Source organism: Kitasatospora sp. NPDC004289, from assembly GCF_053602875.1.
Genome location: NZ_JBSGEL010000060.1, coordinates 18,856 through 38,910, shown reverse-complemented (window position 1 = coordinate 38,910; position 20,055 = coordinate 18,856). Strand labels below are relative to the sequence as shown.

Below are 20,055 nucleotides of genomic sequence, written 5' to 3'. Positions count from 1 at the left end.
CGCCGACGGTCTCAGATCACCTCGGCGAGGAACCGGCGCAGGCGCGGGCTCTCCGGAGCGCCGAACACCGCCTCGGGCGGGCCCGACTCGACCACCACACCCCCGTCCATGAAGGCGACGCCGTCCGAGACCGAACGGGCGAAGCCCATCTCGTGGGTGACCACGACCATGGTCATGCCCTCCTTGCCCAGGTCGGCCATCAACGACAGGACGCCCTTGACCAGTTCGGGGTCGAGCGCGGAGGTCGCCTCGTCGAAGAGCATCACCCGGGGCCGCATCGCGAGCGCCCGGGCGATGGCCACCCGCTGCTGCTGCCCGCCGGACAGCTGCCCGGGCCGGACGTCCGCCTTGTGCCGCAGCCCGACCAGGTCGAGCTGACGGCGGGCGGCCTCGACCGCCTCCTCCTTCGGGAGACCGCGCAGCTTGCGCAGCGGGAGGGTGAGGTTGCGCTCCACGCTCAGGTGCGGGAAGAGGTTGAACTGCTGGAACACCATGCCGATCTGCCGGCGCAGCAGGTCGGGGCTGCGCCCGAGCACGCTCTCGCCGTCCAGCAGGACGTCGCCCCGGTCGGGCTCCACCAGCCGGTTGATCGTCCGCAACAGTGTCGACTTCCCCGAGCCGGAGGGGCCGATCACCGAGACGGTGTGCCCCTTCGGGACGTCGAGGTCCACGCCGCGCAGGATCCGGTTGCCGCCCAGTGCGAGGTGCAGGTCACGGGCGGTCAGACTGACGGGTGAGAAGTCCGTGTCAGACACGTGCCGCTCCTTCGGGGACGGGCGCCGGATCGGTGGCGGCCTCGGGTTCGACGACCTTGCGCCCGTTCCGGAGCCGCCGGTCGATGACGTTGACCAGGTGGGTCAGCGGCACGGTGAGCAGGAGGTAGAAGAGTCCGGCCAGGACCAGGGCGGACTCGTTGCCGGTGTTGGCGGCCGCGTCCTGGCCGATCCGGAACAGGTCGCGCTGATCGGCCATCAGCCCGAGGAAGTAGATCAGGCTGGAGTCCTTGATGAGCGCGATGAGCTGGTTGACCCAGGCCGGCAGGATCCGCCGCACGCCCAGCGGTACGACGACCAGCCGCATCGCGGCCGCGTAGGAGAACCCGAGGGCCCGGGCCGCCTCCAGCTGCCCGGCCTCCACGCTCTGGATGCCGGAGCGGAAGATCTCGCCGAAGTAGGCGGCGGCGATCAGCGAGAGCGCCAGGATGCCGAGCGGGTAGGGGTCGGGCCCCCAGATCAGCATGCCCTGCGGGGCCAGCCCGACCCCGATCAGCAGGATGGTGACCGCGGCCGGCAGGCCGCGGAACACGTCCGTGTAGACCCGGGCCGGCCACCGCAGCCAGCGGGTCCTGGCGATCCCGGCGACCGCCAGGAGCAGGCCGAGGACGGTGCCGAGGACGGCCGAACTCACGGCGAGGACCAGCGTGTTGGGCACGCCGGTGGTGAGCAGGTCGGGGATCGCGGAGCGCATCGACTCCCAGTTGAAGAACGTCTCCGCCAGCGTGCCCAGCTGGTCCACGTCGGTCTCCTGTCCTCTGGATAACTAGGTGACGGTCGGTCAGGAGGACGGCGTGGCGCCCGCGGCCGCCACCGGCGGGAAGGCGACCGAGCCGCTGCCCGGCTTGAAGCCCTCGGGGATCGGACGGCCCGGGTAGTACTGCTGCTGGAGCTTGGTCCAGGTGCCGTCAGCGATGACCTCGTCGAGCGCCTTGTTCAGCGCGGTCAGCAGCTCCGGGCGGTCCAGCGCCACCGCGAAGGCGGTCGGCGAGGAGCTGAGCTGCTTCTGCGCCAGCACCACCTTGCCGCCGCTGTCGTTGGCGCTCTTCTCACCGATCTCGGCCGGGGATATCCAGGCCTCGGCGGTGCCGGTCTTCAGCTGGTTGAGCGCGCTGTTGTAGTCCGGGACGCGCACCGGGTCGAGCTTGTTCTTGGTGGCGTAGTCGTCCTGCACCGTGCCCTGGACGACCACGACGCGCTTGCCCGCGAGCTGGTCGAAGCTCTTGATCGGCGAGCCGGCGGGCACGTCCAGCCCGAAGTAGCCGAAGTCGTAGCCGTTGGTGAAGGCCACCGTCTTCTTGCGGGCCTCGGTGATGGTGATGGACGAACTGCCCACGTCGAACTTGCGGTTGGCGACCTGCGAGAGCAGCGCGGAGAAGTCGGTGGAGGCGAACTGCACCTTGAGGCCGGCCTTCGCGGCGACGGCGGTGAAGAGGTCGTTGTCGAAGCCGGTGAACTTGCCGTCCTTGAGGTAGACGTTCGGCGGCGCGTCGGAGAGCGTGCCGACGTGGACGGTGCCCGCCTCGTTCAGCTTGTACGGGTTGTCGGCGGACTTCGAGGAGGACGAGCTGCCGCCGCTGCTGCAAGCGGTGAGCGCGGAGAGCGAGACGACGGCGGCGAGGGTGGCGACCAGGACACGGCGCGAGCGCATGGGGAACTCCAGGGATGGCGGAGGAGCAGGAAGGAGGTGCGCGCGAGGAGCCCCGTACCGGCTGTGGTGACCGGGACGGGACGCGCGCGAGGAGATGCCGGACCGGCCCGTTCACGGGCATGCCGGTGAGGATGGAGCGAAGGGAGGAACGCGGCGGGCAGTCGGCCTCAGGGCCGGAGAAGGGCGCGCGTCAGCAGCTGGGGCGACAGCTCGTCGCCGTCACACGGCGCAGGTCGATGTGCCTGCGCGAAACGAGGTATCCAGCCATGCGGGCACTATGCGTGGTGATCGTCCACGGAGTCAAATCACATGATCCCCACAACGGCCGTCCCGGGACGTGTGCCAGGATGCCCGGATGATCAACCACGACGCCCCGCGCAGTGACGCCGTGTCAGGGCCTCCCGTGCTCGTGCTGGACGACAGGACGGTCCTGCGGCCCTGGGAACCCTCCGATGCCGGGGCCCTGCTGACGGCCGGCCAGGAGCCGGAGATCCAGCGGTGGAACCTGTTCACGGTGGGGTCGGCGGAGCAGGCGCGGGGGCGGATCGGCCGGATGCAGGAGCGCTGGGAGGCGGGGACGGGGGCGGTCTGGGCCGTCGCGGACCACACCGGACCGCTCGGGCTGATCGGCTGCAACGAGCTCGATCTCACCAATCGCAGCGCGGAGTTGGTCTACTGGCTGCTCCCGGCCGCCCGCGGCCGCGGGCTCGCGGTGGCGTCCGTCCGCCGGGTCACCCGCTGGGCGGTGGAGGAGTTCGGCCTGCACCGGCTCCGGCTCTGCCACTCCACCGCCAACCCGGCGTCCTGCCGCGTGGCGCAGAAGGCGGGGTACGCCTTCGAGGGCACCATGCGCGGCGCCCTCCTGCACGAGGACGGGTGGCACGACCAACACCTCCACGCCTTCCTCCGCGGCGACCCGCTCACGGCGTGACCGGGGTGACCGGGGCGACCGGCGTGGACGACCGGGCGTCGGTCCGGGTCGGCGCGAGGTGCGACGGGTCCGTTCGGGTGAGGTGTCCGTAGCCGACGGGGCGTCAGCACGGGAGCAGGGCGGTTCGGTTGCTAGCTTGCCGCTCACCGGCTGTCGGTACCTTCGGAGATGATGATGGTTTCGCTGCGTTCGGCGTTGCGCCTGGTCGGCATCGGCGCCGTGGCGGGTGCCCAGGTGCTCGGCGCGCTCCTCGTGGCCGCGCTGCGGCCGCGCTTCGAGGCGATCTTCCGGCGGAACTGACGGCCGCCACCGGCACCTGCGGTCGGGCCCGTCGCGTGACGAGGGGTCAGACCTGGGCGGGGTGCTCGTCGGGCGGGGTGGAGCGCAGGCCGATGGCCTGGCGGAGGAGGGCGTCGGCCTCGCCGTTGGCGTTCTGGTCGAGCCCGTCGTAGGCGTCGTAGAGGGCGTCGACGTCCTCGTCCCCGGTCTCGTTGAGCTTCTTGCCCTGGGTGACGAGACGGTCCAACTCGATCTGGAGGTCGGCGAGTTCCGGCCGACCGGGGTGGCTCCAGGCCACCTTGGCCAGCTTGGTCTTGGTGGCGGTGGCGGCCTCGGCGACCGTGCGGCCCCACTCCTGGTAGTCGTCGGTCGCGTCCTCGAGCTCCTCGGTCGGCGCGCCCGCCAGGGCGACGTCCAGCTCCCGGGTGGCCTCCAGGTACCCGTACTGCTCGGCGGTCCAGCGGGACTGGTCCTGGTGGAGGGTGCCGGTGCGGAGCTCCTCGGAGTCGAAGAGGCAGATGGCCCGCTTGGTGGCCGGCCAGGCCTCGCGGTCGGGGTAGATGGTGGTGGACTCGACGGTGGCCGGGATGGTCCAGTGGTCCGGGGTGTAGGCGTACTGGGGGGCGATGCACTGGAGCGAGACCGTGCGCTCCAGCCGGCTGGTGCCGGGGTAGTCGGCGCCGGGGAGGTGGGCGACGCCGAACACCTCCCCGTGGTGCGGCTCACCGCACGGCACCACCGTGAAGCGGGCCCGGACCGCCCGGCGCCCGGTGGCCTCCTTCATGCAGTCCCCGGCCTTGAGGTCGAAGACCGCGACCCCGCCGGCCGACTGCTCCACGCCCTCCTCGAACGCCGCCACCACGAACGGCGCCAACGCCAGCGTCACCAGGGCCCAGCAGGAGGAGAGCACGATGCCGGCCACCGCCATGCCCTTGCCGCGCTGCGGCCGCCGCTTGAGCTGCCGCAGCGCGGCGATGCCGAGCCCGAGGCCGAGGGTCCAGGCCAGACAGAACAGCCCGAAGATCCCGAGGACCAGCGAGGCGACGGCCAACCCGTTGGTGCCGGGCACCGGCCACGGCGGCCCCTGCCAGTACGGCCCACCGGCGTACGGACCGCTCGCGTACGGGTCACCGGCGTGCGGCCCACCGGTGTACCCACCTCCTGCGTACGGACCGCCGGCATACGGGTCGCCGGTGAACGGACCGTCGGCGAACGGAGCGGCCGGGTACGAAGCACCGTCCGACGGCTGGTAGGACGTCGCCGGCCCGTACGGTTCGTCCGTGACCTGCGGCGGCACGTAGGCGTACGGGTCGGCCGCCGGAGCGGCGCCAGGAGCGCCGGCGTCGGCGGAGTCGGCGGGCGCGGACCAGTCGGCGGCGGCCGGGGTGGCGATCGGCTGGCTGGACTGGTCGGGCTCGGACGACAAGGGGCTCCCCCGGAAGGCACGGTTCCGTCGGCGCGACGGTTGCGCGAATATAGCCGATCGTCCGATGGTCTTCCCAGGGGGATCCCAGGTCATCCGGCCCGCAGCCCTGTGATCTGTCAGTGGCGGGCCGTACGCTCACGTCCCATGGACGGGAACCAGGCGGAGCCCACGGAGGCCCGGGAGGCCACCGGGCCGGCGGTGCGGGGGTGGACGGCGACGGGGCTGCGCTGGCGCGAGGGCGTGCCGCGGCTGACGGCCGCCCGCGGAGCGGAGGAGCACCACCGCGAGATCGGCACGGGCACCCGGATCGGCTGGGAGGTGGCCGGGCCGCGCCGCTGCACCGGCATCCGGACGGCGCACCGCCACCACCCCTGCCCCGCCTCCGCCCTGCTCGACCCGGCCGGGAAGTCCGGCCAGTGCCCGTCCTGCCAGGACGCGGACCAGGGGCTGGCACTGGCCCGGGACCGGGTGGTGGACGACGGGCGGACATACCGGCTGTACCTGGCCTGGTTCGGCCCGGGCCTGGCGAAGGTCGGCCTGACGGCGGAGCAGCGCGGCAGCGCACGGCTGCTGGAGCAGGCGGCCCCGGTCTGGACCTTCCTGGCGCGCGGGCCGCTGCCCGGGGTGCGGCGGGCGGAGCTGACGGTGGCCCAGGCGGGGCTGGCCCGGGAGCGGTTCACCACCAAGGCCAAGAACCAGGGGTGGTGGCACCTGCCCGGGCCGCGGGGGCGGGCGGAGGCCGTCAGGGCGCTGCGGGCCGAGGTGCTGCCGGTGCTGGCCGGGCACGCGGTGGAGCTCTTCCCGGACGGGCCGGTGGTCGATCAGGTGGAGCTGTTCGGCCTGGCCGAGGGGCCACCCCCGGCGTACCGGGAGGTCACGGCGCTCTCCGACGGGGCCCGGCTGAGCGGGGTGCTGCACGCACCGGTCGGCCAGCAGCTCTTCCTGACGCCCGATCAGTCCCCGCCCGTCCCCGGCCGCGAGCACGTCCCCGGCCGCGAGCACGTCCCCGGCCGTGAGCCCGTCCCCGGCCGCGAGCCCGTCCCGCTGCTGCTGGACACCCGCCTGCTCACCGGCTGGACGCTCCGCCCGTGCGCCCCGGCGCCCTGTACGGGCCTCACCGAGCTGCTCCGCTCCCGCCCGGTCGAGCAGACCGCGCTGTTCTGACCGCCCCTGACCACCGGGTGATCCGCACCGCCGCCACCGCCACGCCCCTGTGCGCCCCGGCGTACCACCGTCCGCACCCCGGCGCCGTTGTGACGGGATGTGGACAGCGGGAAGCATGAGGGGTCCAGTCCCGCCTGCGGAGGCCCCGAACCATGCGGATCGCGTACCTGCACGACGGCAGCATCCCCACCGACCGCGCCGCCGGCGTGCGGGCGGTGCGGATGTGCGACGCCCTGGTGGACGCCGGGCACCAGGTGATCCTGTACGCCCGGCCCGGGTCGGTGCCCGACGAGGACCTCTACGCCTACTACGGGACCCGCAACCGCTTCGAGGTCCGCACCGTCGCCCAGCCCGCCGTGCCGCTGGTCGGTCCCTGGCTGCGGGCCCGGCGGGTCCGCGCGGAGCTCCGCCGCCGGGCCGTGCCGGACCTGCTGTACGGCGACGACCGCGCGGCCCTGCTGGTCTGCGCCGACCTCGCGCCGATGGTCCGCGAGGTCGACCGCCTCCCGGCCGGGCGGCTGGACCGGGCGCTGGAGCACCGGCTGCTGCGCCGCCGCCGGCTGCGCCGGGTGGTGACCGGTTCGCACGCGCTGGCCGAGGAGCTGCTGCGCTCCCTCCCGGAGTCGCCCCGCACGGACCGGCTGACCGCCCTGCCGGCCGCCGACCCCGTCCCGGCCGACGGCCCGGTGGCCCAACTGCCGGGCCGGGAGGGCGCGGTGCGCATCGGCTGGATCGGCCGTCCGTCCACCGGGCGGGGCACCGGGCTGCTCCTCGCCCTGGCGGAGCGCTTACCGGAGGCGGACTTCCACCTGGTCGGCGGGACGGAGGCCGAGGTCCGGCACTGGCGCGACCGCTGCCGCTCCGTCAACGTGCACTTCCACGGCCACCGGCCGCCCGCGCGGATCACCCGCTACCTGCGCGCCTTCGACCTGGTGCTGGCACCCCACCAGCAGCACGCCGACGGCGCCGGCCGCCGCACCGTCCCCACCTGCCTCCCCGAGTACCTCGCCCACGGCCGCGCCGTGGTCGCCTCCGACCACCCCGTCCTGCGCGAGCTGCTCACCGACGAGGTCAACTCCCTCCTCTGCCCGGCCGATTCGGTCGAGGACTGGGTCAAGGCCGTCCGCCGCCTGACCGAGGACCAGGAGCTCCGCGAACGCCTCGCCACCGGCGCCCTGCGCCAGCACCTCACCCACCACACCTGGCACGCCCGCACCGCCCGCGTCCTCGCCGACCTCCCCACCGACCACCGCCCCTGGCGCTAGAACCTGTCCGACGGGCGCCGGCCGATCAGCCCGCGACGCCCTTCAGGTAGGTGGCCAGGCGGGTGATCGCGGCCGGGTTGCGGGGGCTCTCGACCAGGTCGACGTAGGAGAGCACGAAGACGCGGTCGTTCTTGACGGCGGAGACCTGGGCCAGCGGCGGGTAGGACTTCAGGAACTGCCGCTTCGCCTCGGCGCTGGTGTCGCCGTAGTCGTTGATGACGATGACCTCCGGGTCGCGGGCGACCACGGCCTCCCAGCCGACGGTGGTCCAGGAGTCGTCCAGGTCGCCGAAGACGTTCCGGCCGCCGGCCTTGGTGATGATCTGCTCGGGCGCGGCGAACCGGCCGGAGGTGAACGGCTTGTCCTGGCCGCTGTCGTAGAGGAAGACCGAGGGGCGCTTCGCGGGGGCGGCGGCCTCGGCCTTCGCCACCTCGGCCTTGAACCCGTCGATCAGCTGCTGCGCCTTCGCCTCCACCTCGAAGATCCGGCCGAGGTTGGTGAGGTCGGCGTAGAGGGCGTCCAGCGGCGGCATCACGCCGCGCGCCTTCTCCTTGCCGTTGCGGCAGGACTCGGTGAGCGTGTACGAGCCGACGCCCAGCTTGCCCAGGCCCTCGGGGGTCAGGCCGGTGGTCTCGTTCCAGCCGTAGTTCCACCCGGCGAAGACCAGGTCCGCCTTGGCGTCGAGCACCAGCTCCTTGGTGATCTCCTTCTTGGAGAGCCACGGGGTGCGCTCGTACTCCTTGCCCCAGGCGACGGCCGACAGGTCGCCCTTCTCGTCCGGCATCACGTACCCGGCCATCCGGTCGGCCAGGCCGAGGGCGAGCATCAGCTCCGTGATGCCGATGTCGTTGGTGACCACCCGGGCGGGCTTCTGCTGGTACGTCACCTGCCGCCCGCAGTTGTCGACGGTGACGGGGTAGTGCGCCGACTTGGCGGTCTCCGCCGAGGGCGTGACCTCGGCGCCGCAGCCGGCCAGGCCGACGGAGAGGCTCAGGGCGGCGGTGGCCGCCAGGGCGCGGCGGGCGGTGGTGAGCAGCACGTGATGGTCCCTCAGGAGTGGTGGGCGGGAGAGTCGGTGGTGAGACGGTCGAAGAGCAGTTGGACGGCCCCGGTGACCGGGTGCCGGACGGGGTGGGCGCGCACCCCGAAGACCTCGGCCAGCAGCTCGGCCGAGAGCACCTCGGCCGGCGGGCCGGACGTGACGATGCGGCCGCCGGCGATGACGTACAGCAGGTCGCAGTGGGCGGCGGCCAGGTTGAGGTCGTGCAGGGCGGTGAGGACGGTGAGGCCGCTGTCGCGGACCAGGGCCAGCACCTCCAACTGGTGCGCGATGTCCAGGTGGTTGGTCGGCTCGTCCAGCACCAGCACGTGCGGACGCTGGACCAGCGCGCGGGCGATCAGCACCCGCTGCTTCTCGCCCCCCGAGAGGTGGAGGAAGCCCCGGCCGGCCAGGTGGTCGGCCCCGACCCGGGTCAGCGCGGCGGTGGTGTCGGCGGCCTCCTCGGAGCCGGGGCCGGCGAAGCCGCGGCGGTGCGGCAGGCGGCCCATGCCGACCACCTCCGCCACCGTGAAGTCGAACTCGGCCACCGTCTCCTGCGGCAGCGCCCCCACCCTGCGGGCCCCCTCACGGGCCGTCAGCCCGTGCAGGTCGTCGCCGTCCAGCCGGACCGCGCCGCTGCTCGGGCGCAGCGCCCGGTAGACGGTCCGTAGCAGGGTCGACTTCCCGCTGCCGTTCGGCCCCACCAGCCCGATCACCTGTCCGCTCGCGGCCTCCAGGCTGGCCTCGTGCACCAGCCGCGCCCCGGCGATCTCCACCGAGACCGCGTCGATCTCGACCTTCATCAGCGCCCGCCGAAGCTGTAGGCGCGCCGGCGCATCAGCAGCAGGAAGCAGGGCACGCCCAGCACCGCCGTGATGACCCCGACCGGCAGCTCCGCCGGGGCGAGCAGCAGGCGCGAGACGATGTCCACCCACACCAGGAGCACCGCGCCCAGCAGCGGAGCGACCGTCAGCACGCGTCGGTGGCCGGCCCCGACCAGCATCCGGGCCAGGTGCGGCACCATCAGGCCGACGAAGCCGATCGCCCCGCTCACCGCGACCACGGTGCCCGTGACGGCGGCGGTCACCAGGAAGAGGGCCCGCCGCAGGCGGGCGGCGTCGACACCCAGGGCGGCGGCCGTCTCGTCGCCCATGGCCAGCGCGTCCAGGCTGCCGGCGGCGGCCAGCAGGTAGACCAGCCCGGCCAGGACGGTGGCGGCCGCGATCGGGACGGAGGCCCAGGTGGCGCCGCCGAGGCTGCCGAGCAGCCACATCATCGCCGTCCGGGCGGCCTCGCCGCGCTCCGCGGAGAAGACCATCAGCGAGGTGACGGCGGAGAAGCCGTAGGCGAGGGCGGTGCCGGTGAGCACCAGCCGCAGCGGGGTGAGGCCGTGGGCGGTGCGGGCCACCGCGTAGACCAGGACCATCGCGGCCAGCGCCGAGCTGAAGGCGGAGAGCGAGAGCGCCCAGACGCCGAGCGAGGCGAACGCGCCGAGCAGCAGGACGGCGTTGGCGCCGACGGCGGCGCCGGAGGAGATGCCGAGGACGAAGGGGTCGGCCAGCGCGTTGCGCACCATGGCCTGGACGGCCACGCCGACGGCGGACAGCCCGGCGCCGACCACGGCGGCGAGCACCGCCCGGGGCAGCCGGATCTCCCAGACGATGGTGTAGCCGGCCACCTGGTCGGCGTGGATCCGCCCGCCGGTGAGCCCGGCCTGCAGGAAGTGGGCGACCTGACCGAGGCTCAGCCCCGAGGAGCCGAGCGCGACTCCGCAGACCAGGGAGGCCAGCAGCGCCGCGCCGAGGCCGAGGGCCAGTGGCGCGGTGCGCAGCGGTCGCCGGGCCGGGGCCGGTCGGGGCGGGCCCGGCCGGCCGGGCGGGCTGGTGGCGCTGCCGGGAGGTCCGGTGGCGGTGGTCGCGCTGCTCAACGGCTGGGCCTTCGGTCGGGCCCCGGGCGTACGGGGGCGCGACCGGCCGGGCCCGGGCGGCGGCGGACGGCGGGCGTCCGCGCGCTCCGGCGGGCGCGCCGTTCGGCATCCCCTCGCAGTCCGCGGCGAGTTCTCGGGAGGACCGCGCCGCCGGGGGCGATCGGGCTCACGGACCGTCAGGGGCCGTTCCACCGTTGCGGGTCAGCGCCGGGTTCTCACCGGACTTCTCCCTCGGGACGCCCTGGCAGCATAGCAAGGCTCACCTCACCTGTAAGGGGCCCATCCCTGTGTCACCCGGCACACCCGGGGGCGGACCGGACGGCGGACCCGGGGGCCAGCCCCCGCCCCGGCTCGGGTGCTGACCGGGTACCGGGCCCGTCCCGCCCGACCGTAGCCTCCTCGTCATGACCACCGGATCGCACAACTCCCTTCCCCCGAAGCACCGTTCCCGCGCCCACCGGACCCTCGCGGCCGCCGCCGCGGTCCTGCTCGCGGTCGGCCTCGCCGCCCCGGCGGCCGCAGCCGCCACCCCGGCCCCCACCCCGACCTCGCCGACCTCGCCGAGCTCGCCGACCGAGCGCACCGCCGGCCGGGGCGAGCTGCTGGCCGTCACCCCGCTCGCCCGCCTGACCCCCGCCCAGGTCGCCGCCTACGCGCGGGACTTCGGGGTGGACACCGCCACCGTCCGCCACGGCGTCGCCGCTTACCGGCTCACCTACCGCACCGTCACCCCGCAGGGCGCTCCCACCACCGCCACCGGCCTGTTCGCGCTGCCCGAGGGCGGCCCGCACCGGCTGGCCGTGGTCTCCGACACCCACGGCACCATGGTGAACCGCGACGACGCGCCTTCCACCGCCGGGGACTTCGGCAAGCTCACCCCGTACCTGCACGCCTCGGCGGGCCGGGCCGTGGCGGCGCCCGACTACCTCGGGCTCGGCCTCGGCCCCGGCCTCCACCCCTACATGGACACCCGCTCGGCCGTCTCCGCCTCGCTCGACCTGCTGCGCGCCTCCCGCGAGGCGGGCCGCCGCCTCGGCCGGCCGCTCACCGGGGACGTGTACGCGACCGGCTTCTCGCAGGGCGGCCAGGTGGCGATGGCCCTGGGCCGCGAGCTCTCCCGGGGCGCCGACCGCCACCTGCGGCTGCGCGGGCTGGCGCCGGTGGCCGGGCCGCACGACGTCCGGGGCGCCGAGCTCCCCGCGATCCTGGACGGCCGGGTGGACGAGCGCTCCGCCGTCTTCTACCTCTCCTACTACCTGACGGCGGCCAACCGCCTGCACCCGCTCTACCGCGATCCGGCCGAGGCCTTCCGGGCGCCGTACGCCGGGGTGGTGGAGGGGCTGTTCGACACCCGGCACACCGAGGAGCAGGTGGTGACCGCCCTCCCTGGCACCGTCCGCGAGCTGCTCACCGACTCCTTCCTGCGCCAGCTGGACCGGCCCGGCCCCGGGCTGTCGGCCGCGCTGGACGCCACCGACGGCGGCTGCGACTGGCGGCCCGCGGCACCGGTGCGGCTCTACGCCTCCGCCGGGGACCGCGACGTGCCGATCGCCAACTCCCGTTCCTGTGCCGCCGCGCTGGCCGCCCACGGGGTGCGGGCCCCGGTCCTCGACCAGGGGCAGGACGCGGGCCACTTCGCGACCCTGCGGGCGGCCGCGCCGCAGATCGTCCGGTGGTTCGACGGACTCGACCGGTAGCGTTCCGGGCGGACCGGACCGCGGAGCGAAGGAGTGGACGTGGCAACGGAACTGACGGGACGGGTGGCCTTGGTGGCGGGAGCCACCCGGGGCGCCGGGCGGGGCATCGCGGTGCAGCTGGGAGCGGCGGGGGCCACCGTCTACTGCACCGGCCGGTCCACCCGGGGCCGCCGCTCGGAGTACGACCGGCCGGAGACGGTGGAGGAGACCGCCGAGCTGGTGGACGCGGCCGGCGGGCACGGCGTCCCGGTGGTGACGGACCATCTGGTGCCCGAGCAGGTCGAGGCACTGGTGCGGCGGATCGACGCCGAGCAGGGGCGGCTGGACGTCCTGGTGAACGACATCTGGGGCGCCGAGCACCTCTTCGAGTGGGACACCCCGGTCTGGGAGCACGACCTGACGAACGGTCTGCGTCTGCTGCGCCTGGCGGTGGAGACGCACGCCGTGACCAGCCACCACGCGCTGCCGCTGCTGCTGCGCCACCCCGGCGGGCTGGTGGTGGAGATGACCGACGGCACGGCCGAGTACAACCGGGAGAACTACCGGATCAACCTCTTCTACGACCTCGCCAAGACCTCGGTGCTGCGGATGGCCTTCGCCCTCGGCCACGAGCTCGGGCCGCGCGGCGCCACGGCGGTGGCGCTCACCCCGGGCTGGATGCGCTCCGAGATCATGCTGGAGACCTTCGGCGTCACCGAGGCCACCTGGCGCGAGGCCCTGGAGAAGGTCCCGCACTTCGCCATCTCGGAGACCCCGTCCTACGTCGGCCGCGCGGTGGCCGCCCTGGCCGCCGATCCACAGCGGGAGCGGTGGAACGGGCAGTCGCTCTCCAGCGGGCAGCTCGCCCGCGAGTACGGCTTCACCGACCTGGACGGCAGCCGCCCGGACGCCTGGCGCTACATGGTCGAGGTCCAGGACCCGGGCCGCCCCGCCGACACCACCGGCTACCGCTGAGCAGGCCGCTGAGCGGACCGCTCCGTTCGACGCGGGGTGCGTGACCTGCGGAATCCGGCTCTCCGTCAAGCAGCGGGCTTCCGGTCGTCCGTGGACGAATTCAAGCCCGGGGCAGGCTCCGGCGGCCCGTCCCGCGCCGGGTCACGACATAGTCATGGACAGGTCAACACACCACCAACCGGAGGACCCCATGACCAGGACCCGCACCCTCGTCTCCGCCCTCGGCGCCGGCGCGCTCTCGCTCGCCGCGCTGCTGCTCCCGGCCGCCGGAGCACAGGCCACCACCCTCGCGGCGGACTCCTGCACCCAGAACTGGAGCATCAGCTCGGGCGAGGGCTACGCCAACGGCAAGTGGTGCAACTACAACACCAAGGTGACCGGCACCGTGCACGACACCAAGGCCGACGGCCGCTGTCCGTTCGTCCGCGGCGTCCTCTCCAACGGCGGCGTCGTGGACGGCGACTGGGCCACCGGCAAGGGCACCTCGCGCGGCTTCACCCTCGACGCGCCCTCGGGCTACTTCACCTCGGTGCAGATGAAGTACATCACCTGCTGACGAGCCGGCCCACCCTCGCCACGGCGTGCGCCGCCCCTTCCCGGGGCGGCGCCCGCCGTGCTTCCGGCTCGGCGCCCGGGGCTCGGCTACCGTGGGCCCATGAGCGACGACCGCACCCGGCTGACCGCCCTCGTCCACGGACTCGTCCAGGGCGTCGGCTTCCGATGGTCCGTCAGGGAGCGGGCGGAGGCGATCGGCGGGCTGACCGGCTACGCCCGTAACCTCGCCGACGGGGGCGTGGAGGTGCTGGCCGACGGCGGGCGCGAGGAGTGCGCGCGCCTGCTGGAGTGGCTGCGCGGGGGTGACACGCCGGGCCGGGTGGAGTCGGTGGCCGAGCGTTGGAGCTCCCCGACCACCGACCACCCGGGCTTCACGATCCGCTGAGCACCTTCGGGTCGGTCCGGTCCGCCCGCTCGGCCCGCTCGGCGCGCTTGCGCCATCCGTGCCACACACCCAGCGCCACCACGAAGGCCGCCACCGCGAGCGAGAGCGAGACCACCTCGCGGTTCTCCTCGTCCGTGAACATGTAGCCGATCACGAAGACGATCATGGCGATGGCCGCCCAGGTCAGGTACGGGAAGAGCCACATCTTCACCGTCAGCCCCTCCGGCCGCTCGCGCAGCAGGATGCCGCGCATCCGCAGCTGGGTGCAGCAGATCACCAGCCAGACGAAGAGCGCGATCGCCCCGGAGGAGTTCAGCAGGAAGCTGAACACGGTGTCCTTGAAGGCGTAGTTGAAGTACACCGCGACGAAGCCGAAGACCACCGAGCCGAGGATCGCCGCCACCGGCACGCCCCGCCGGTTCGCCCGCGCGAAGGCGGCGGGCGCGTCGCCGCGCTCGCCGAGCGAGAAGGCCATCCGGGAGGCCGTGTAGAGGCCGGAGTTGAGGCAGGACAGCACGGAGGTGAGGATCACCACCTCCATGATGGTGCCCGCCTGCGGGATGCCGATCGAGTCCAGCGCGGCCACGTAGGAGCCCTTGGCGGTGATCGCCGGGTCGTTCCACGGCAGCAGGGTGAGCACCACCAGGATCGAGCCCAGGTAGAAGACGGCGATCCGCCAGATCACCGAGTTGGTGGCCCGGGTGACGGCCCGTCGGGGGTCGGCCGACTCGCCGGCCGCCAGCGTGACGATCTCGCTGCCCATGAAGGAGAAGACCACCATCAGCACACCGGTGAGCACCGCTCCGGCCCCGTGCGGGAAGAAGCCACCGGTGTCGGTCAGGTGGGCGAGGCCCGCGCCCGGGTTGTCCGAGCCCGGCAGCAGCCCGAAGACCGCGAGCAGGCCGATCACCACGAAGACGCCGATCGCCACCACCTTGATGCCGGCGAACCAGAACTCGAACTCGCCGTACGAGGCGACCGAGCCCAGGTTGGTGACGGTCAGCACCGCCATCACGATCAGCGCCCAGGCCCACTGCGGCACGGCCGGCACCCAGCCCTCCAGGATCACCGCCCCGGCCGTGGCCTCCACCGCGAGCACCACGACCCAGAAGAACCAGTACAGCCACCCGATCGAGAACCCGGCCCAGCGGCCCAGCGCCCGGTCCGCGTACGCCGAGAACGACCCCGGGTCCGGACTGGCCGCCGCCATCTCGCCGAGCATCCGCATGACCAGCACCACCAGCACGCCGACCAGCAGGTACGACAGCAGGATGGCCGGTCCGGCCTTGGCGATCCCGGCACTCGACCCGACGAACAGGCCGGCGCCGATCACCCCGCCGATCGCGATCATCGACAGGTGACGGTTCTTCAGACCGGCGTGCAGGCCGTCCTGCGGCTGTCCTGGCTCCGCCGGCGGGCGACCGGTGGTGGGGTCGCCCTGCTGCGGACGGGTTCTGGTGGAGTCCATGGGCATGTCCTTGCGGTTCGGGCCGCCGGGGTCCACCCGGGGTCCCCGAGCGCGCCGACGGCGGGGGCCACGGTCACGTGGCATCGGCCACATGCTGCCCCGCCGCAGCCCCCCGCAGTGGGATTCCCCGGTCTCTCCGTCAGGTCCCCACCCTCTGACCACGCCGTTCTGAGCCCCCTCTGAGCATCGGCCCCCTCCGGCCCCGTCCGGCGCCCTGACCAGGCCCGCTACAGGTCCGTGACCCAGGGGTGCCCCGGATCCCCTCGTCGCGCCGGCAGGTCCAGGTGTCCCCGTCATGCGGCTCACGGAACCCGCGGCCACCTACCAGGGCGCCGCGTCAGCCTGCAGCGCCCCCGGGAGGACAAGGCCGTGTCCCGGTACTCCCCGTTGGCCGAGCAGGGTGCCGAGTGCGGAGGCGGGGTCCGGGGCGGTGAGCACCACGCCGACCTCCGTATCGCTGATCCTGATGGTCGGCAGCCAGCCGTGCTCGGACGGAAGGAGATCCGCCAGCGTGTCCCGGAAAGCACGCTGACGGTGGCGACCTCCGACGCCCGGGAAGAGCGGCGGCTTGGCCTTGGCGAACCCGCCACCGGGCTCACGCCCGGTCAGGGCCCGCGATCGGGCCAGCCACTGTCCGGCGTCGAAGCCGAGCCTCACGCTCGACGGGTAGAGCTCCAAGGCCAGGGCACGCGCACCGGTGAAGTGCTGTCTCTCGTCGATCTCCAGGATCTGCTGCCGCCCGCCCTCGTAGGTCAGCACCACGTCCAGGCGCCGCCACTCCCGGCTGGGAGCCAGCTCCGGCAGAACCAGCCCCGTCAGTGCGCCGTAGACGGTCGAGACCGTCTCCCACATCCCGGCACATTCGACGCGGCCGGGCCGGTTCAGCCATGCCGGGCAGCTCTCGGATGCGATCCGCGCCGCCACCACGGCAGGCAGCAGGCCGGTCACGGCGTCCTGCAGTTCCCTCACACCGAGCTCCCTACACGGTCAACTGGCCAAGGGGAGTGAGCACGGGCTCATCATCCCGCCTCGCGACCCTCCCTGGCCACAGTCGCCCGCATCCTCCTGACGAACGGCCTTCACTCGGTGCCGGGCCCGCACCAGGAGTACTGTCGGGCGTGCGTCACCGCTGACGGACCGTCAGGGGACCTCCGCGGTGGGGCGTACGTGACCTAGGGGAGGCATGGTCTTGGCCGGACCGGACCCGAGGGGGCCGCCGGAGGCGGAGTGCGTGAGGGCGGGCCTTCCTGCCGGCGCGCCGAGGAGGAGCGGCTGCGGAGGCATCCGCAGGGGAGCCGCGTGGGCACCCGGTGCATCCCCCGTCACCGGGCTGCCACCGCACCCCAGTCCCTCTTCCTCGGAAGGCCAGAGATGGAAACTGCCGGATGGGTGACCACCATCGTGGCGGGGATCGCCGGGAGCATCACGGTGCTCGGCTATCTCTTCGACCAGGTCCCGCCCCTGTCGCAGAAGCTCGTGAAAGCGATCCGCTCGGTGCGCGCTCTGCGTGATGAACTGAGGCGTACGACGAACGGATGACCGAAGGCCGCGCCGGTCCCCGACCGGCGCGGCCCTCGCGGTCCCCCGCTGGCACTGACCGCCCTTCAGCGGCCCGGCTACGTCCGCCTCGGCACCGTCAGCGGCGAGGTAGGCCGTCGCAGAGCGCGTGACGGCACGACAGCCGGTCGGGCGAGGACCGCGCAGCCGCTTCAGAACGTCTCCGGACAACGTCTCCGGACAACGGACACCGCACCAGGGCTCGGCCGGGCCGACAGGCGTGACGGGTTGGCCTGTTCGTCCGGCCCGGCAGGAGGGTACCGGTACTGTCCTGGGCGGTGTCGTCGGCTGGTCGGGGAGGGTACGTGGGACCCGTGGAAGACCCGGGCCGTCCCGGCACAGGGGCAGATCGGCGCCGCACCGGCGACCTCTCCGTCACCGCCGTCGGCGACGGGTCGGTGGCAGTCGGAGGCGGCGTCCACGGGCCGGTGACGATCAGTACCAGCCGCGTCGTCAACGCGGCCCCGCGCACGCCCGCGGCGTGGCCGCACCAGATCGGCCAGATTCCGCCACGGGCCGGCTCTTTCCAGGACCGGGTGGAAGCCACCTGGCTGGCCGCGGTGCTTGCGGGCGATGGGACGGTGGTGGACCGCTCGGCCGGGGGTGTGCGGTCAGGCGGGGTCCTGACCGGGTTGGGCGGGGTCGGCAAGACGCAGCTGGCCGCCGACTACGCCCGGACCGCCTGGAGCAGCGGTGAGCTGGACGTTCTGGTGTGGGTCACCGCGACGAGCACTGCGGCAGTGGCCGCCGCCTTCGCACAGGCCGGAGCCGAACTCCTGGGCGCCGAGCCGGAAGAGGCGGCGCAGGCCTTCACGGCCTGGCTGGAACCCAAGGCCGAAGAGCGGCCGTGCCGATGGCTCGTGGTCCTGGACGATGTGGCGGATCCGGCGGATCTTCGGGGCTGGTGGCCACCCCAGAGCCCGCACGGCCGCACTCTGGTGACGACCCGTCGCCGGGACGCCTCCCTGGTCGGTGGCGGGCGCCGCCTGGTCGAGGTCGGCCTGTTCACCCCCGAGGAGGCGGTGTCCTACCTCGACGACGCCCTCACCGCCCACGCCCGGCACGAACCCGGCCACGAGTTGGGCGACTTGGCGGCGGATCTCGGACATCTGCCGCTCGCCCTGTCCCAGGCTGCCGCCTACCTCGTCGACGCCGGCCTCACCACCTCCGTGTACCGAGCTCTGCTGGCCGACCGCACCCGGCCCCTCGCCTCCACCGTCTCGGGGTCACTGCCCGACGACCAGCCCCACACCCTGGCCGCCGCCTGGACCTTGTCCATCGAGCGCGCCGACGCCCTGGCCCCGGCGGGCCTGGCCGCACCGATGCTGCGCCTCGCCGCGTTCCTCGATCCGAACGGCATCCCCGAGAGCGTCCTGACGAGCGAACCCGCGCTCACTCGTCTGACGGCCGCACGAAACCTCATCACTCCCCGAGGACGGCGCCGGTGGTGGGCGGGCCGGCGGCGGAACACCCCCGCCACCGTCACCGTGGACGAGGCCGTTGAATCCCTGCGGGTACTGCACCGACTCGGCCTCATCACCCACGACCCCTCGGCCCCCCACCAGACGGTACGCGTCCACCAGCTCCTGCAACGCGCCGTCCGCGACACCCTCGACCCGGACCAGTACGGCCGCACCGCCCGCAGTGCCGCCGACGCCCTGCTCGCCACCTGGCCCAGCCTCGAGACGGGCGCCCCCGCCCGGACCTCGCGCGCCAACGCCGACGCCCTCACCGGCCACTCCCTCGACCTCCTCCACCGCCCCGACGCCCACCCGGTGTTGTTCAAGGTCGGCGGAAGCCTCGGTGGGAGCGGCCAAGCTGCGGCTGCCTGCGAACACTTCCGCCGCCTCACCGCCACCACCGCCCACCACCTCGGTCCCGAGCATTCCGACACCCTCGCCGCCCGCCAGAACTTCGCGCGATGGCTGGGGAATGCGGGGGACCCAGCGGGTGCTGCGGCTGCCTTGGAAGAGGTTCTTGCCGACCAGGTGCGGGTTCAGGGCCCTGACCACCCCGACACCCTCACCACCCGGCACGACCTCGCACTGTGGCGGGCGGAGGCGGGCGAGACGGCGGGAGCCGCGGCGGCCTTCGAAGGAGTGCTCGCCGACCAGCTGCAGGTATTGGGCCCCGACCACCCGGATACGCTCGCCACCCGGAACAACCTCGCCTTGTGGCGCGGGCAGCAGGGGGACGCTGCGGATGCCGTCGTCGCGTTGGAGGAGATCCTCGCCGACTCGTTGCGTGTGCGGGGCCTCGACCACCCCAGCACCCTCATCACCTGGTACAACGTCGCCGTGTGGCGACGCAATGCGGGGGATGCGGCAGGAGCCACGACCGCACTGGAGGAGGTGCTCGCCTACCAGGTGCGCCTACTGGGGCGCGACCACCCCGACACCCTCACCACCCGGCACGACGTCGCGTTGTGGCTGGGGGATGCAGGGGATGCCACGGGTGCCGCAGCCGCGTTCGAGGAGCTGCTGGCCGACAAGTCGCGGGTGCAGGGCCCCGACCACCCCAGCACCCTCGCCGCCCGGCACGGCCTCGCCTTCTGGCGAAGCGAGGCAGGGGATCCGGCGGGTGCCGCGGCCGCGCTGGACGAGGTGATCGCCTATCAGGTGCGGGTGTTGGGCTCCGACCACCCCGACACCCTCACCACCCGGCACAGCCATGCCGTCTGGAGGGGCGAGGCGGGTGATGCGGCGGGCGCCGTAGCCGCACTCGAGGACCTGACCGCCGATCAACTACAGGTGTTGGGCCCCGACCACCCCGACACCCTCACCACCCGGCGCAGCCTCGCCTTCTGGCAGGAGAAGGCCGGGGGTGCGGCAGGTGCCGTAGAGCTGTGACACGGATCCGGCACGGCACCCCGTTCACAACCCACCGGCCGGGACCGCCACCGCCTGGTCGTATCCCCGAGGGGGATGTCGCGGTGGGGGCCTCCGGTACCCGCGTCCCCGGCCGCAGCAACGGCCTCCTTCTGA

The 20,055-nt window shown here is 73.6% G+C and carries 19 protein-coding genes; 10 read left to right on the top strand and 9 right to left on the bottom strand.

What is annotated here, in order from left to right:
- Positions 1-11: 11 nt before the first annotated feature.
- The 3 genes from ACWEPF_RS30710 to ACWEPF_RS30700 are packed head-to-tail and all read right to left on the bottom strand — an operon-like array spanning position 12 to position 2,424.
- Positions 12-755 (bottom strand): amino acid ABC transporter ATP-binding protein, encoded by a 744-nt coding sequence (locus ACWEPF_RS30710; RefSeq protein WP_452175131.1) that lies wholly within the window; start codon positions 753-755, stop codon positions 12-14.
- Positions 748-1,515: an amino acid ABC transporter permease gene (locus tag ACWEPF_RS30705; protein ID WP_452175130.1), complete on the bottom strand. Its 768-nt coding sequence runs from the start codon at positions 1,513-1,515 to the stop codon at positions 748-750. The genes ACWEPF_RS30710 and ACWEPF_RS30705 overlap by 8 nt, the downstream gene beginning before the upstream one ends.
- Positions 1,516-1,554: 39 nt before the next feature.
- Positions 1,555-2,424 carry an ABC transporter substrate-binding protein gene (locus ACWEPF_RS30700; protein ID WP_452175129.1) on the bottom strand — a complete coding sequence of 290 codons (870 nt, stop codon included), beginning with the start codon at positions 2,422-2,424 and terminating at the stop codon, positions 1,555-1,557.
- Between the two features lie 355 nt (positions 2,425-2,779).
- Here ACWEPF_RS30700 and ACWEPF_RS30695 point away from each other — a divergent pair, with 355 nt between their 5' ends.
- Together ACWEPF_RS30695 and ACWEPF_RS30690 are read left to right on the top strand one after the other, a co-directional pair.
- Positions 2,780-3,355, top strand: a complete 576-nt coding sequence (locus tag ACWEPF_RS30695) for a GNAT family N-acetyltransferase (protein WP_452175128.1) — start codon at positions 2,780-2,782, stop codon at positions 3,353-3,355.
- A gap of 171 nt (positions 3,356-3,526) precedes the next feature.
- The gene (locus tag ACWEPF_RS30690) at positions 3,527-3,655 is read left to right on the top strand and encodes a hypothetical protein (RefSeq protein WP_452175127.1); all 129 of its coding nucleotides are present in this window, start codon (positions 3,527-3,529) and stop codon (positions 3,653-3,655) included.
- Between the two features lie 46 nt (positions 3,656-3,701).
- Here the strand turns inward: ACWEPF_RS30690 and ACWEPF_RS30685 are convergent, their stop codons facing one another.
- Positions 3,702-5,060, bottom strand: a complete 1,359-nt coding sequence (locus tag ACWEPF_RS30685) for a DUF4190 domain-containing protein (RefSeq protein WP_452175126.1) — start codon at positions 5,058-5,060, stop codon at positions 3,702-3,704.
- A gap of 144 nt (positions 5,061-5,204) precedes the next feature.
- Here ACWEPF_RS30685 and ACWEPF_RS30680 point away from each other — a divergent pair, with 144 nt between their 5' ends.
- Both ACWEPF_RS30680 and ACWEPF_RS30675 read left to right on the top strand, forming a co-directional pair.
- Entirely contained in the window at positions 5,205-6,224 is a 1,020-nt protein-coding gene (locus tag ACWEPF_RS30680; RefSeq protein WP_452175125.1) for a hypothetical protein, read from the top strand.
- 152 nt (positions 6,225-6,376) lie between these two features.
- The gene (locus ACWEPF_RS30675) at positions 6,377-7,489 is read left to right on the top strand and encodes a glycosyltransferase family 4 protein (RefSeq protein WP_452175124.1); all 1,113 of its coding nucleotides are present in this window, start codon (positions 6,377-6,379) and stop codon (positions 7,487-7,489) included.
- Positions 7,490-7,514: 25 nt separating this feature from the next.
- On the opposite strand, the gene ACWEPF_RS30670 is transcribed toward ACWEPF_RS30675, so the two are convergent.
- From ACWEPF_RS30670 to ACWEPF_RS30660, 3 genes are read right to left on the bottom strand one after another with little or no spacing between them, the layout of a single operon-like run.
- On the bottom strand, positions 7,515-8,528 hold the full coding sequence (locus tag ACWEPF_RS30670; protein ID WP_452175123.1) for an ABC transporter substrate-binding protein: 1,014 nt from the start codon (positions 8,526-8,528) through the stop codon (positions 7,515-7,517).
- An 11-nt stretch (positions 8,529-8,539) separates the two neighbouring features.
- Positions 8,540-9,331 carry an ABC transporter ATP-binding protein gene (locus ACWEPF_RS30665; protein ID WP_452175122.1) on the bottom strand — a complete coding sequence of 264 codons (792 nt, stop codon included), beginning with the start codon at positions 9,329-9,331 and terminating at the stop codon, positions 8,540-8,542.
- Positions 9,331-10,359, bottom strand: a complete 1,029-nt coding sequence (locus ACWEPF_RS30660) for a FecCD family ABC transporter permease (protein WP_452175141.1) — start codon at positions 10,357-10,359, stop codon at positions 9,331-9,333. Before ACWEPF_RS30660 ends, ACWEPF_RS30665 begins: the two co-directional genes overlap by 1 nt.
- 500 nt (positions 10,360-10,859) lie before the next feature.
- Here ACWEPF_RS30660 and ACWEPF_RS30655 point away from each other — a divergent pair, with 500 nt between their 5' ends.
- The 4 genes from ACWEPF_RS30655 to ACWEPF_RS30640 all read left to right on the top strand — a co-directional run bounded on the left by ACWEPF_RS30655 (position 10,860) and on the right by ACWEPF_RS30640 (position 14,046).
- Entirely contained in the window at positions 10,860-12,152 is a 1,293-nt protein-coding gene (locus tag ACWEPF_RS30655; protein ID WP_452175121.1) for an alpha/beta hydrolase, read from the top strand.
- 39 nt (positions 12,153-12,191) lie between these two features.
- Positions 12,192-13,106: an SDR family oxidoreductase gene (locus ACWEPF_RS30650; RefSeq protein ID WP_452175120.1), complete on the top strand. Its 915-nt coding sequence runs from the start codon at positions 12,192-12,194 to the stop codon at positions 13,104-13,106.
- A gap of 190 nt (positions 13,107-13,296) precedes the next feature.
- Entirely contained in the window at positions 13,297-13,662 is a 366-nt protein-coding gene (locus tag ACWEPF_RS30645) for a hypothetical protein (protein WP_449796703.1), read from the top strand.
- 99 nt (positions 13,663-13,761) lie between these two features.
- On the top strand, positions 13,762-14,046 hold the full coding sequence (locus tag ACWEPF_RS30640; protein WP_452175119.1) for an acylphosphatase: 285 nt from the start codon (positions 13,762-13,764) through the stop codon (positions 14,044-14,046).
- On the opposite strand, the gene ACWEPF_RS30635 is transcribed toward ACWEPF_RS30640, so the two are convergent.
- Both ACWEPF_RS30635 and ACWEPF_RS30630 read right to left on the bottom strand, forming a co-directional pair.
- Entirely contained in the window at positions 14,033-15,514 is a 1,482-nt protein-coding gene (locus tag ACWEPF_RS30635) for an amino acid permease (RefSeq protein ID WP_452175118.1), read from the bottom strand. The two genes, ACWEPF_RS30640 and ACWEPF_RS30635, sit on opposite strands and share 14 nt — an antisense overlap.
- Before the next feature lie 321 nt (positions 15,515-15,835).
- On the bottom strand, positions 15,836-16,483 hold the full coding sequence (locus ACWEPF_RS30630; protein ID WP_452175117.1) for a hypothetical protein: 648 nt from the start codon (positions 16,481-16,483) through the stop codon (positions 15,836-15,838).
- 420 nt (positions 16,484-16,903) lie between these two features.
- Between ACWEPF_RS30630 and ACWEPF_RS30625 the strand changes: the two genes are divergently transcribed.
- Complete coding sequence (locus ACWEPF_RS30625) at positions 16,904-17,053, top strand: hypothetical protein (RefSeq protein WP_345288058.1); 150 nt, start codon at positions 16,904-16,906, stop codon at positions 17,051-17,053.
- A gap of 554 nt (positions 17,054-17,607) precedes the next feature.
- The gene (locus ACWEPF_RS30620; RefSeq protein WP_452175116.1) at positions 17,608-19,920 is read left to right on the top strand and encodes a tetratricopeptide repeat protein; all 2,313 of its coding nucleotides are present in this window, start codon (positions 17,608-17,610) and stop codon (positions 19,918-19,920) included.
- Positions 19,921-20,055 lie beyond the last annotated feature (135 nt).

Bases quoted from the DNA above. Each gene is read 5' to 3' on its own strand.
- ACWEPF_RS30700 (WP_452175129.1), bottom strand. From the start codon at position 2,424: ATGCGCTCGCGCCGTGTCCTGGTCGCCACCCTCGCCGCCGTCGTCTCG.
- ACWEPF_RS30695 (WP_452175128.1), top strand. From the start codon at position 2,780: ATGATCAACCACGACGCCCCGCGCAGTGACGCCGTGTCAGGGCCTCCC.
- ACWEPF_RS30690 (WP_452175127.1), top strand. From the start codon at position 3,527: ATGATGGTTTCGCTGCGTTCGGCGTTGCGCCTGGTCGGCATCGGCGCC.
- ACWEPF_RS30680 (WP_452175125.1), top strand. From the start codon at position 5,205: ATGGACGGGAACCAGGCGGAGCCCACGGAGGCCCGGGAGGCCACCGGG.
- ACWEPF_RS30675 (WP_452175124.1), top strand. From the start codon at position 6,377: ATGCGGATCGCGTACCTGCACGACGGCAGCATCCCCACCGACCGCGCC.
- ACWEPF_RS30665 (WP_452175122.1), bottom strand. From the start codon at position 9,331: ATGAAGGTCGAGATCGACGCGGTCTCGGTGGAGATCGCCGGGGCGCGG.
- ACWEPF_RS30655 (WP_452175121.1), top strand. From the start codon at position 10,860: ATGACCACCGGATCGCACAACTCCCTTCCCCCGAAGCACCGTTCCCGC.
- ACWEPF_RS30645 (WP_449796703.1), top strand. From the start codon at position 13,297: ATGACCAGGACCCGCACCCTCGTCTCCGCCCTCGGCGCCGGCGCGCTC.
- ACWEPF_RS30640 (WP_452175119.1), top strand. From the start codon at position 13,762: ATGAGCGACGACCGCACCCGGCTGACCGCCCTCGTCCACGGACTCGTC.
- ACWEPF_RS30635 (WP_452175118.1), bottom strand. From the start codon at position 15,514: ATGGACTCCACCAGAACCCGTCCGCAGCAGGGCGACCCCACCACCGGT.